Annotated in this window: 9 protein-coding genes and 1 tRNA gene; 2 read left to right on the top strand and 8 right to left on the bottom strand. The window is 67.8% G+C overall.

Translation table 11 applies throughout. The features are described 5' to 3' along the window. Window positions 1–6: 6 nt before the first annotated feature. The 6 genes from LKO27_RS03965 to tig form a co-directional block, all read right to left on the bottom strand. Complete coding sequence (locus tag LKO27_RS03965) at window positions 7–3270, bottom strand: S41 family peptidase (RefSeq protein ID WP_227735577.1); 3264 nt, start codon at window positions 3268–3270, stop codon at window positions 7–9. A gap of 57 nt (window positions 3271–3327) precedes the next feature. After that, on the bottom strand, window positions 3328–4611 hold the full coding sequence (gene clpX, locus LKO27_RS03960) for an ATP-dependent Clp protease ATP-binding subunit ClpX (RefSeq protein ID WP_227735576.1): 1284 nt from the start codon (window positions 4609–4611) through the stop codon (window positions 3328–3330). Between the two features lie 119 nt (window positions 4612–4730). Then, window positions 4731–5375 carry an ATP-dependent Clp protease proteolytic subunit gene (locus LKO27_RS03955; RefSeq protein WP_227737203.1) on the bottom strand — a complete coding sequence of 215 codons (645 nt, stop codon included), beginning with the start codon at window positions 5373–5375 and terminating at the stop codon, window positions 4731–4733. A gap of 11 nt (window positions 5376–5386) precedes the next feature. Beyond that, window positions 5387–5986, bottom strand: a complete 600-nt coding sequence (locus LKO27_RS03950; protein WP_227737202.1) for an ATP-dependent Clp protease proteolytic subunit — start codon at window positions 5984–5986, stop codon at window positions 5387–5389. A gap of 120 nt (window positions 5987–6106) precedes the next feature. Beyond that, the gene (locus LKO27_RS03945; protein WP_227735575.1) at window positions 6107–7315 is read right to left on the bottom strand and encodes an AI-2E family transporter; all 1209 of its coding nucleotides are present in this window, start codon (window positions 7313–7315) and stop codon (window positions 6107–6109) included. Between the two features lie 145 nt (window positions 7316–7460). Then, window positions 7461–8951 (bottom strand): trigger factor, encoded by a 1491-nt coding sequence (gene tig, locus LKO27_RS03940; protein WP_227735574.1) that lies wholly within the window; start codon window positions 8949–8951, stop codon window positions 7461–7463. Window positions 8952–9097: 146 nt separating this feature from the next. Here tig and LKO27_RS03935 point away from each other — a divergent pair. Next, a tRNA-Gly gene (locus LKO27_RS03935) sits at window positions 9098–9171 on the top strand. A gap of 155 nt (window positions 9172–9326) precedes the next feature. Next, the gene (locus LKO27_RS03930; RefSeq protein ID WP_227735573.1) at window positions 9327–10445 is read left to right on the top strand and encodes a class II aldolase/adducin family protein; all 1119 of its coding nucleotides are present in this window, start codon (window positions 9327–9329) and stop codon (window positions 10443–10445) included. Window positions 10446–10448: 3 nt separating this feature from the next. Here LKO27_RS03930 and LKO27_RS03925 read toward each other — a convergent pair whose 3' ends face one another. Both LKO27_RS03925 and LKO27_RS03920 read right to left on the bottom strand, forming a co-directional pair. Next, a complete protein-coding gene (locus LKO27_RS03925; protein ID WP_227735572.1) occupies window positions 10449–11924 on the bottom strand; it encodes a rhamnulokinase family protein in 1476 nt (491 codons plus the stop codon). 77 nt (window positions 11925–12001) lie between these two features. Beyond that, on the bottom strand, window positions 12002–13027 hold the full coding sequence (locus tag LKO27_RS03920) for a LacI family DNA-binding transcriptional regulator (RefSeq protein WP_227735571.1): 1026 nt from the start codon (window positions 13025–13027) through the stop codon (window positions 12002–12004). Window positions 13028–13037: the final 10 nt, after the last annotated feature.

Raw genomic sequence — 13037 nt, 5'->3', positions numbered from 1 at the left:
CTCGGCTCAGCCGACGCGCGGCGGATCGAATTGCGGCGGGGTCGCCGCAGGTGCCTCGTCCAGCCGCCGCAGTGCCTCCGTGATGGCCCGGTCGAGCTGGATGTCGGCGTCCGACTCCCAGTCCGCCGGTCCCATCCCGACCTCGATGTCAGGCTCGGTGCCGTGGTTCTCGAGCGCGAAGCCGCGGTCGTTGAACGCGTGCGCGTACCTGGGCTGCGTCACCTCCGTGCCGTCGACGAGGCTGAACCGGCCGTCGATTCCGACGGTGCCTCCCCAGCTCCGCTCCCCGATCACAGGGCCGAGGCCGAGGTTCTGGGCGGCGGCGGTGACGATGTCGCCGTCGGACCCGGCAAACGGGTTGGTCACGAACACCAAGGGTCCGCGCAGTCCCTGGAACGGGTAGGTGAACGGCCGGTCGTAGTGCCGCCCGAAGCCCCAGCCGATCACGCGTCGGGACAACCGCTCGATGATCAGCTCCGAGGTGTGGCCACCACCGTTGAACCGGACGTCGGCGATCACCGCCTCGCAGCGGGTCGCCTCCTCGATGAGCCGGTGGAACTCCGCCCAGCCGTGCGCCGCCATGTCAGGGATGTGCACGTAGCCCACGCGCCCGCCGGACTTCTCACGCACGTAGGCCGCACACCTGGCCACCCATTCGTGGTAGCGCAGACCGGCCTCGCTGGCGATGGGCACCACGGCGACCCGCCGCTTCATCCTGCCCCGGACCAGGGTCAGCTCGACGACCTTCTCCGCCGATCCCTGCAACAGGGCGCCAATGTCTGGGGCTTCCGCGGTCAGGCGCCCGTCGACGGCCAGGATCACGTCGCCCGGCTGCGCAGCCACACCGGCGGCGCGGAGCGGCGAACGCGCCGTCGGATCCGATGACTCGCCGGAGAGGATCCGGGAGATGACCACCTCACCCTTGGCGTTCCGGCCGAATTCGGCACCCAGCAGGCCGACCCGTGCGGTCTCCTCGGCATGTTCGGGGGGATCGACGTAGGCGTGGGAGGTGTTGAGTTCACCGACGGTCTCCCACAGCACGTCCACGAGGTCGTCATGGCTGGCGATCCGCTCCACCAGCGGCCGGTAGGCGGCGGTGATGGCAGCCCAGTCGTTGCCGTCCATGTCGTCGCGCCAGTAGTGGTCGCGCATCAGGCGGGCGTTCTCGTCGAACATCTGCCGCCACTCGTCACGGGGCCGCAGCTCGCGACGCAGCCGGGCCAGGTCGACGTGGATCTTGGCGTCGTCGTCCTCTGCCGGCTTCGCCTCGGCCGCCTGGACCCAGACCTCCTCCCCGTTTCGCACCACCAGCTGCTTCCCATCGCCACTGACCCAAGCAGCATCACAGGCCTCAACGACCACCGCGAGCTTGCGCTTTCCGACGTCGTAGAACTCGATGGAGTCCTTCAGCTCGTCGCCTGGTACCTTGCCGGCGCCCAGCTCTCCGGTGTAGCTGGAGAGCCTCCGCCACAGCACCCCGTCCTTGCTGGCCTGCAACGCGGTGTAGCGCCCCGACGGGACGGGCAGTGGTGCCAGCCGGCTCTCCGCTCCCTCGAGGTCGAACACGACCGCGTCGGTCTTGTGCTCCTCGTCGCCCTCCTTCTTCGGCTCGTCCTCCTCCTCGCTGATGTTCCAGCCATCGGCGGAGGGGCCGAATGGGGCCGGGTCCTCCGCCCGCAACGGGATGACGAACGGGCGGATGGTGTGGGTGAAGGCGAGGTCGAAACCGAGTTCGTCGTAGGTCGGATCGATCGTGCGGCTCGAGAGGAAGTACAGGTACTTGCCGTCCAGGCTGAACGCCGGGCTGAAATCGTTGAACTGGCCCCGGGTGATCGTGAAGGCCTTGTCATCGGTGAGGTCGTAGCCCACCAGCCGGCCCAGTTGTCCCTCATTGGCCACCGCTTCGCGCCAGATGAGGTAGCGACCGTCGGGCGAGAACACCAGACCCGTCGGCTCACCCTCCCCGGAGCGACCGACCGCCTTGACGGTCCCCTTGGAGGTGTCGACCACGCTGATGGTGCCGTCGTGACTCGCGACGCCGACCAGCGCGCCGTCCGCGCTGGACGCGATGGAGAGCACTCGCCCGAGCTTGCCCTGGGCGATCCGGCGGGGATCGCCGTCGCCGTCCAGTTGCATGATCTCCAGGCAGTCATCGCCTTCTGCGTCGCTGGCCCAGACGGCCTTCCCGGAGTCGCCCAGGATCTGGGGTTCGCGGATCCGCACCCCGGGAAGGTCGCTGAGCGCCCGGGCAGGACCGCCCCGATGGGTGAGGAACCATGCGGTGCCGCGCCAGTCCAGCAGTGATCCGTCGCCGCCGTGGTCGGGGACTATGGCCTCCAGCCGATCGGTCGGCGCCAACTGCACCGGGGCGGGGTCGCCGAGCGCCACGTTGAGGTCGATTCGCCTCGGTTCGGAATCCAGGCCGGCCATCCGGAAAAGTTGTCCACGGGCGTGGAACACGATGCTCGTGCCGTCGGTGACCGCGTCGCGGACATAGCCGTCGTCAAAGCCATGGTTGGTGTGGCGGCGCAGATCCCGGCCCTTGAAGTCGGTGGACCACACCTGGGCCTGGAGTTCACGCGAGCGCCTGAGGACATCCCCGGGTTCTCCGGAGTGCTTCTTCTTGGCGCCCTTGTCCGGGGACTGTCCCGCCGGGTCGAGGTCGGAGGTGAAGATCAGCCGATCCCCGAACCATCCCGGGGTCTGCAGGCTGGCTGGCTCATCCGGCAGGATCCTGGTCCAGTTGCGGCGCTTGGTGTCCGAGACCCAGAGCTTGACGGCCATCCCGCCCCGGTAACGCTTCCATCCCTCGGGCCCGCGGAAGTTGGGCGAGGCGACGACCACCCGGCCGTCGGGATGCACCGCGGCAGCCATTGCCGGCCCCCACGGCAGCCGCTCGAGGTCACCGTCGAGGGACACCGAGTAGAGGCTGGTGAGGGGCCGGTTGCCCTCCAGGTGGTTGGAGGCGAGCAGCACGTGCTCCTCATCCAGCCAGCCGGAGACCAGCATCCGGGAGGCACCGAGCCAGGTCAGCCGACGCCGCCCGCCATTGAGTTCCACGACGTGGAGGTCGAAGCCGCCGTTTACGTCGCTGACGAACGCAACTCGCCCGCCGTCGGGAGAGAACCGCGGACTGCGGGGGGGATGCCCGTCGGCCGTCAGCCGGTGGGCTCGGCCGCCCTCGACCGAGGCCAACCAGATGTCGTCATCGGCGACGAAAACGAGCTGGTCTCCCCGGACATGCGGATAGCGCAGATAGCCAGAAGTCATGCGCTCAAACCTACTCGGTGAACAGCGCCGTTTCGAACCGCCCGGCGCCGGCCGGTGTCAGGCGGACAAGTCCCGCCGACGGGCAAGCTTTGCCCGCGGAACCAGCTCCGGAGAGGCCTTCCCGACCACGGCGTCCCCCGTGATGACCACCTGTGCGACGTCCTCGTCCGAGGGGACGTCGAACATTACGTCCAAGAGCAGTTCCTCCAGGATCGCGCGAAGGCCTCGGGCGCCAGTGCCGCGCTCGAGCGCATTCTCCGCGACTGCCTCGATGGCGTCGTCGGTGAAATCCAGGCGGACCCCGTCCAACTCGAACAACCGGGCGAACTGCTTGATGAGCGCGTTGCGGGGCTCCACGAGGATCCGGACCAGGGCCTCCTTGTCGAGGGGAGAGACGCTGGAGATCATCGGCAGGCGCCCGATGAACTCCGGGATGAGCCCGAACTTGTGGAGGTCCTCCGGACGCACCTGGGACATCGGGTCCGTGGCGTCCACCTTCGCGCCGCTGGCCTTGCTGAAGCCCAGCGGGCGCTTGCCCACGCGGGCGTTGATGATGTCCTCCAGGCCGGAGAACGCGCCACCGACGATGAACAGCACCTTCGTCGTGTCGATCTGCAGGAACTCCTGGTGGGGGTGCTTGCGGCCGCCCTGCGGCGGGACCGAGGCGACGGTGCCCTCAAGGATCTTCAGGAGCGCCTGCTGCACGCCCTCACCCGACACGTCACGCGTGATCGAGGGGTTCTCGCTCTTGCGGGCCACCTTGTCGATCTCGTCTATGTAGATGATCCCGGTCTCGGCCTTCTTGATGTCGAAGTCCGCAGCCTGGATGAGCTTGAGCAGAATGTTCTCGACGTCCTCGCCGACGTAGCCCGCCTCCGTGAGCGCGGTGGCATCCGCCATCGCGAACGGCACGTTGAGCATCTTGGCGAGGGTTTGCGCAAGGTAGGTCTTGCCGCAGCCCGTCGGGCCGATGAGCAGGATGTTCGACTTGCCGACCTCTACGGGCTCGCTGTCGCCCCCGTGCCGGGCGGGCACGTGGGTGTCGGACTGGATGCGCTTGTAGTGGTTGTACACGGCGACGCTCAGGGCCTTCTTCGCCGACTCCTGGCCGATCACGTAGGTGTCGAGGAAGTCCCGGATCTCCCGGGGCTTGGGAAGCTCCTCGACGAGGCCGTGATCCTCGGTCTCCGGGAACTCCTCCTCGATGATCTCGTTGCACAAGCCGATGCACTCGTCACAGATGTAGACCCCCGGCCCGGCGATCAGCTTCTTGACCTGCTTCTGGCTCTTGCCACAGAAGTTGCACTTGAAGAGTTCGCTGGATTCTCCGATCCGCGCCATGCCCTCACCTCCCCGGTGTCCCAGTTGACTTCGTCATGCCTTGTATGCAGCCACACTACCCGCCGTCGAAGCGGCTGACGCGTGAACCCAGCGGCGCGTCAGCCGATCCGAAATAACGATTAGGACTCGATGTCCTTCAGCGAGGTCAGGATGTCGTCGATGATCCCGTACTCGACCGCTTCAGGTGCGGTCAGGTACTTGTCACGCTCGATGTCCTTGCTCACCTTCTCCCTGCTCTGTCCGGTGTCCTCCGCCAGCATGTTCTCCATGAGTTCACGGATGCGCATGATCTCGCGGGCCTGGATCTCCAGGTCCGAGGACTGACCGTAGCCACCTTCAGTGGCTGGCTGGTGGATCAGGATCCGCGAGTTGGGCAGCGCGAGCCGCTTGCCCTTGGTGCCGGCGGCCAGCAGCAGGGCGGCAGCCGAGGCCGCCTGGCCCAGGCAAACCGTCTGGATGTCCGGCTTGATGTAGCGCATGGTGTCGTAGATGGCCGTCAGGGCCGTGAAAGAGCCACCGGGCGAGTTGATGTAGATGGAGATCTGCCGCTCGGAGTCCATCGACTGCAGACACAGCAGCTGCGCCATCACGGCGTTCGCGATGTCGTCGGAGATTGGCGAGCCGAGGAAGATGATGCGGTCCTCGAACAGCTTCGTGTAGGGGTCCACCCGGCGGACGCCGTAGCTGGTGCGCTCCTCCCACTGCGGGATGTAGTAGTCCATCGAGGGCCCGGCCGGGGCGAATCCCCCGGGCAGCTGTGGCATTGGGAAGTTGTTCACTGGTTCGGAGCCTCCGAGTCGATCTGGGACGCACGCTCGTAGACGTGGTCGATGAAGCCGTACTCCTGCGCCTGCAGGGCGGTGAACCAACGGTCCCGATCCGAGTCCGCCTCGATCTGGTCGACCGTCTGTCCGGTGTGCTGGGCGATGAGCTGCGCCATGGTCTTCTTGATGTGCAGGGACTGCTCGGCCTGGATCCGGATGTCCGAGGCAGTTCCCCCCAGGCCGCCGGAGGGCTGGTGCATCATGATCCGGCTGTGCGGAAGCGCGAAGCGCTTGCCGGGAGTGCCCGCGGAGAGCAGGAACTGTCCCATGGAGGCCGCGAGTCCCATGGCCACCGTGGCGACGTCGTTGCTGATCCACTGCATGGTGTCGAAGATGGCCATGCCCGAGTCGACTGAGCCGCCGGGTGAGTTGATGTAGAGGTAGATGTCCTTGGTGGGGTCCTCCGCGTTGAGCAGGAGCATCTGCGCGCAGATCGCGTTCGCGTTCTCGTCCCGCACCTCGGAGCCCAGGAAGATGATCCGGTTCGCCAGCAGGGACGAGTAGACGTTGTCACTAAGTCCGAAGGGGGTCCCGCCGGCGGGACCAGCCATCGTCAGGTCGTTGATTCGCTTTTCGGTCACGTCCCCAAACCTACCGGGTCGCTCCGACAACCGAAGGGCACAGGCCGTTGTTCGCGCAGCGAGTAACCTCACCCCCGAATGGGGCACCCCTCAGTCCGGGGGTGCCTCCAGGACGGGCTCCCGGTCCAGGACACGGCCGCCATCGGGAACGGCCGTCTGCGGGTTGGCGGCGATGATGGCGTTGAGCCACCGGAGCTTCGGATCGTTGTCGATGAGCATGGCCTTGATCATGAGTGTGAACGGCAGCGCGAGCAACGCCCCGAGCGCCCCGAAAACAGCGGTCCACAGAAGGAGCGACAGAAACGACATGGTCGGCGTGATGCCTACGGACTCGCCGGTGTACTTGGGTTGGATGATCGACTGGATCACGAAGTTCAGCACGCTGTAGGCGATCACCACGACCAGCGCCGTGACCGGCCCCCTCTCGAACAGCGCCAGCAGCGCCGGCGGCACGAGGCCGATGATGAAGCCGACGTTGGGGATGTAGTTCGTGATGAAGCTGAGCATCGCCCAGACCAGCGGCAGCGGGATCCCCAGCACTACGAGCACCAGACCGTCCAGGGCCGCCACGATGAGGCCGAAGAGCGTCGTCACCAACCAGTACCTGCGGATGCCGACGACGAAGGACTCAAGCCCGGCGGTGAACTGCGGGTGCAGGTGGTGGGTGATACCGAAGCGCGCGTGGATGGAGGGCAGGTCCATGACCATGAAGACCAGCGCGACCACCACGACCGCCACCATCCCCGTCACACTGGAGCCGGCCGAGGCGACGTCGCCGAGCAGCCCAAGCACGCTCGACGGAGAGATGGACCGCAGTTGCGCGAGCAGGGCCTCCCTGTCGAAGCCCAGTTGCGCGAGGAAGTCGATGGTGGCCTGGTACATGGCGGTGAAGTCGGAGCTGTAGTCACCGAGCGAGGTGACCATAGAAGTCACCGACCACACGATGGCCCCCACGCCGGCGATCAGGACGAGGAACACCGTCAGGCCGGTGGCGAGCGCACCGAGCCAGCGTGGCACGCCCTGCCCGGTGAGCCAGGTGAACACCGGAAAGGCCGTCACGAGCAGGTTGATGCCGAGGAACACGGGTGCGATGATCGCGCTGTACTCGTGGAAGAGCGTGAGCGTCAGCGCCATGGCTCCCAGGACGATGGCCACCCTGCCCAGCCGCGACATGCGCGAGACCGGCAGGGCGGCGCCTGCCGTCGGGTTCCCGTCCTGGACCACCGCGGCCTCGTCGGGGAGCGGGGGCTCAGCGGGGGCCACGCCAGTTGCCTGCGGCGGCTGCGGGTTCTGCGTCATCGGGTCCTCCAGTCCAATCCCCTGCTGCGCTCGGGTCGGACAAGAGTCTATTGCCGGTCAACACCACCTGAAGTCCGGCGATTCCGCCCCCGGACGCGACGACGCCGCCGGGTTCTCCCGGCGGCGTCGTGTGCGCTATCTCAGCTCAGCTCTTGGCGTCCTCGTCGGACCCCTCATCGGGCTCCGGCTCGTCGGCCGCGCTGTCCTGTGCGTCGGCTGCGACGGTGGAGCCGCCGGCGATCTCGCTGGCGGACTTTTCGGCACCCTCCACGACCTTCTCAAGCTCCTCGACCTCCGCGGGCGCGTCGGCCTGGGGTTCGGGGAACTTGATCTGGTTGCCCTGCGAGTCCTTGACGGTGGCGGCCAGGCACATGGCGGCCAGGGCCTTGCCGCGACGGATCTCCTGCATCCAGTCGCCCATGTGGTTGTGCTCCATCATGTGGTTGATCTCGTCCTGCGGAGAGGTGCGGTTCTCCTGCGCCTTGCGGAAGATCAGCTCGGTGAGTTCCTGCTGCGAGACGTCGAGGCTGTTGTCGTCGGCGTACTTGTCAAGCAGGATCTGGGCACGCACGGCCTGCTCGGAGCGCTCGTCGATGGCTGCCCAGAACTCCTCTGGGGTCTCGGCCTCCTCCTCCTCGGCGGTCTCCAGGTAGTCCTCGACGCTCATCCCGCCCTGCGCGAGCTGGCGCTCGATCTGCTGCCGGCGGGCAGCTAGCTCGTCAGCGAGGAGCTTCTCCGGGACGTCGAACCCGGTGGCGGCGATGACGGCTTCCAGCACCTTGTCGCGGGCGTCGGCGAGCTGCTCGGCCTCGCCCTGCTCACGCACGGCGCGGCGCAGGTCCTCGCGCATCTCCTCGACGGTGTCGAACTCGGAGACCAGCTGGGCGAACTCGTCGTCGACCGCGGGCAGCTCCTGCTCCTGGACCTTGTTCACGGTGACCTCGATCTCGGCCTCCTGGCCGCGGAACGCGCCACCCACGAGGGTGGAGGTGAAGGTCTTGCTCTCGCCGGCCTTCAGACCGGTCACGGCCTCGTCGAGGCCCTCGAGCATCCCCTTGCCGTCACCGATCTTGTAGGTCACGTCGTCGGCGGTGGCCTCGGCCAGGGGTTCACCGTTCTGCGAGGCGACCAGGCTGATGGACAGCACGTCGCCATCCTTGGCGGCGCGATCCACGACCGTGTTGGTGGCGAAGCGCTGGCGCAGCAGCTCGATGCGCTCGTCCACGGCCTCATCGCCCATCTCAACGTCGTCGACGGTGGCGACGACGGCATCGAGGTCGGGCAGGTCGAACTCCGGACGGACGTCGACCTCAGCGGTGAACTCGACCAACTCGTTGTCCTCGAGCTTCGTCACGTCCACCTCCGGCTGACCCATCGGCTTGATCTTGGACTCGACGACGGCGTTCTGGTAGGCGTTGGGGAGTGCCTCGTTGATGGCCTCCTGGAGAACCACCCCGCGGCCGAAACGCTGGTCGATGACGGCGGCCGGCACCTTGCCCTTGCGGAAGCCCGGGATGTTGACCTGTTCTGCGATCTCCTTGTAGGCCTTCTCCAGATGGGGCTTGAGGTCTGCGAACGGGATCTCGACGGTGAGCTTCACCCGCGTGGGGCTGAGCTGCTCTAGGGTGCTGGGCACGAAAGTTGTCTCCTGTGAGTTGGTAGTTCCGCCCAATCCTAGCGACGCGGCCCCCCTGGGCAACAATTGATTGGACCGCCCGGCCGCCGCTCCCACGCGGCGATTGGTCCCCGACCCGACTCCCCCTGTAGGATGTGGGCGGTTCTGCGGATGTAGCTCAATGGTAGAGCCCTAGTCTTCCAAACTAGCTACGCGGGTTCGATTCCCGTCATCCGCTCCACTCAGAGGCCTCCGCCGCGCACCAGCGCGCGACGGGGGCCTCTTCTCGCCTCCGCCCGAGGGTTTCCCCGGTCGCGAGAGAGTCCGCCCAGCACCTCGCGCGGGATGGTATCGTGCCGTGAAACGATTCATTCCCGATTGGACGATGGAGCCCTCATGGACGATGCTGCCGCCCTCCACGAACAACTCATTCGGTTGGCCAACCACTTCGGCTCCCAGACGGACTACGCCCGCGCCGGCGGTGGGAACGCGTCGGTGAAGCACGACGGCGTCCTCCACATCAAGCCGTCCGGAACCACGCTTGCCGACCTGCGCGACGCGGACCTCGTCCCCTTGAGGATCGACGTCCTGATGGCCGCGCTGACCTCCGATGACCCGGTTGATGGAGACCCGGTGATCGCGGCTGCCAACGCGGCACGGATCGGGGACTCAGGAGGACGCCGCCCGAGCGTCGAGATCCTGTTCCACGCCCTCATCCCCGACGACTTGGTACTCCACCTTCATCCCCTGGTGGCGAACGCCGTCACCTGCAACGAGTCCGGCAAGGCGCTGGCCCGGCAGTTGCTCGACGACGAGGCGGTCTGGGTGGACTACATCGATCCAGGCGTGCCGCTGGCCCGCGGAATCAACGAGGCGCGCAAGGCCTGCGAGACCCGAACGGGAAGACCGGCACCCAGCATCACCCTGCTGGGCAACCACGGGATCATCGTCTCCGGCAACACCTATCAGGAGGTGGCCGAGCGCACCGAATGGCTCACGACCACCATTCAGGCGGCCATCGACCAGGCCCCCGCGCCGCAGGTCCACCTCAGCCAGGTGAGCGTTGACGTCGAAGCCATGGCCGAGGCGTTCCGATCAGCCGTCGGGGCGGCCGCTGTGACCGGCAGCTCCGAGGAGTTCGTGCGCGCCAACTCTTCGCTCGCCTCCGGCCCGGTCTCGCGCGGCCCCCTCATCCCAGACCAGATCGTCTACTCGGGCTCCCTGCCGGTACGCCTCCCCGAGGACGCGGCGCGCGTGGCAGCCACCGTGGCCGAGTTCGAAACCGAGCGCGGCCGCACGCCTGTGGTCGCAGTGGTTCCCGGGCAGGCCGTGTTCGCCGTCGGGGCCACCGACAGGGCGGCGCGCAACGCCCTCGACACCTTCCTGGACGCGCTTCGGGTGGCACGCGACGCCGACCGGCTCGGCGAGGTGCGCGTCATGGACGCGCGCGAACGCCACTTCATCGAGACCTGGGAGGCGGAGGCCTACCGCCAGTCCGTCGCCGCCGAGGCCTGAGCCTCAGGCGATCCTCGCGGCCGCACGGTCCCAGTCGGCCGTTGCGCCGACGGGCTGGTAGGTCCGGAGCTCCGACGACGCTCGCACCACGTCGCGGAGTTCGGACAACCCGCCCTCCAGCAGCCCGACGGCCCGCGCCTGGACCACCAGGTTGCCCAGCGCCGTGCCCTCCACCGGGCCCGCGATGACGGGCAGGCCGGTCGCGTCGGAGGTCAGCTGGCAGAGCAGTTCGTTGCGCACTCCCCCACCCACCATGTGGATCACACCGACGTCGCGCCCCGCCACCTCAGCGCTGCGCCGGACGGCCCGGGCGTAGGCGATCGCCAGGGAATCGAAGATGCAGCGCGCGAACTCGGCGGGCGACGTCGGCTGCGGCTGCCCGGTGCGGCGGGCGACCTCCGCGATCCGCTCCGGCATGTCACCCGGCGCGAAGAACACCGGGTCGTCGACGTCCACGACGGTTCGCAGGGCTGGGACCGCGGCCGCCTGCTTCACGAGCGTCGGGATGTCCACCGTTGTCCGCCGGGACTCCCAGGTACGCACGGCCTCGTTGAACACCCACAGGCCCATCACGTTCTTGAGGAAGCGGACCGTGCCGTCGACGCCGAGTTCGTTGGTCAGGTTCGCCTCCCGCGCGGCAGGTGTCACGACGGGCCGCTGCAGTTCAAGGCCAACCAGGGACCAGGTGCCGCAGGAGATGTAGGCGAAGTCCTCGCGCTCCGCCGGGATCGCCACGACGGCCGAGGCGGTGTCATGCGTCCCCACGGCCACCAACGGTGTGGGGGCACCTGAGGCTGTGGTCAGCTCGGCGGCACCCGAATTGATTGGCCCCACGACGTGCCCCGGTTCCACGAGGTCCCCCAGCAGGGGCCGAATGTCCTTGGAGAACGCGCCGGCCAGCACGTCGATGACCTCCGCGCGCCACCGTCGCGTCATCGGGTCCAGCAGGCCCGTGGTCGAGGCGTTGGTGACCTCCGCCACCCGGCGGCCCGTCAGCCAGTAGCCCAGCAGGTCCGGGATCAGCAGGAGGTCACGGGCACTGGCGAGCCGCTCGGGCCGCTCGGCCACCAGCTGGAAGACGGTGTTGAACGGCTGCACCTGGAGTCCCACCATCGAGTACAGGTCCTCGGCGGGCAGCTGGGAGAACAGCCGTGCGGGCGCGTCGACGGTGCGCTGGCAGCGGTAGCTCGACGGATTGCCCAGGAGCTCGCCGTCGGCGTCCAGAAGCCCGTAGTCAACTGCCCAGGTGTCGATGCCGACGCTCTCCAGCGGCCCGACGTCGTGGCTGGCGGCGCGAAGGCCACCGACGACCGAATCCCACAGCCTCAGCACATCCCAGTACAGGCGGGGGCCCAGCTGCGTCGGCACCGCAACGGGACCGTTCGGGAAACGGGCGGCCTCCTTGAGGACGAAGCGCCCCCGCTCGAGTGTCCCTGCGATCACACGGCCGCTGGAGGCACCGAGGTCGACTGCCGCCATCGTCGTCATTGTCAGGCCTTTCGTGAAACGTTTCACGAATGATAGCCCATGCCCGGACCTCTGGGACAGCCCGCCGGCTAACCGGCGGCGCGCCCAACCGTGGAGTCGCGGACGACCAGCTCGGGCCGGTGGACGACCGCACGGTGTTCGTGCGCGCCACCCTCGACGATCTCCGATTCCAGCAGCGTGACCGCCTCGCGCCCGAGCGCCTCGGCCGGCTGCCGCACCGACGTGATGGGCACCACTGCACTGGAGCAGAAGTCGATGTCGTCGTAGCCCACGAGCGCGACGTCCCCCGGCACGTCGACGCGCCGGTTCATCACCAACGACTGGAGGACGCCGGTGGCCAGCAGGTCGTTCATCGCGAAGATGGCATCGGGCAGCGGGTCCCCGCCGTCGAGGATCTGATCACCGAGGGCCCGGCCAGCGAGGATGCTCATCTCGGTCGGCTCGAGGTAGCTGACCTCGACGCCGGTACCCTCAGCCGCGCTGAGGGCACCCGCCCGGCGTCGGCCGATCTGACGGAAGTGGCCCGGGCCGCCAAGGATGGTGATCCGCCTCCTCCCGAGCTCCACCAGGTGGCCCACCGCGAGGCGACCACCCTCGAAGTCGTCGGCGGACACCGTGCAGAAATCAGGCTCCGGTTCCACGGAGTCCACCAGCACCACCCGGGTGCCCCTGGAGGCGACCGCGCGGTGGCGTGTCAGGTCCGCCGACGCTGGGGTCACCAGGATGCCGCGGGCGCGCTGCTGCTCGAACTGGGAGAGGTAGAACTCCTCCTTGGAGTGGCGTCGGTGACTGTTGGCGACGAACAACCCGAGCCCCTGCTCCTCCGAGGCGTCCTCCGCCGCAAGTGCGATCGTGCCGTAGAACGGGTTGGAGGTGTCCACCACCACCAGCCCCACGGTGCGGCTGATGCCCGCCTTGAGCTGGCGGGCGGCGTCGTTGGGCACGTAGCCCAGTTGGGTGATCGCCTCCAGCACCCGGTTCCGCTTGGCCTCCGAGACCAGCTCCGGCTTGTTGAGCACGTTCGACACAGTGCCCACAGAAACCCCCGCCGCGCGCGCGACGTCCTTGATGCCCGCGCCGTTTTCTCGTGGCACCGACCCACCT

The organism is Tessaracoccus sp. OS52, from assembly GCF_020687685.1.
GTDB lineage: Bacteria > Actinomycetota > Actinomycetes > Propionibacteriales > Propionibacteriaceae > Arachnia.
This window is presented reverse-complemented; position numbering and strand designations above follow the sequence as displayed.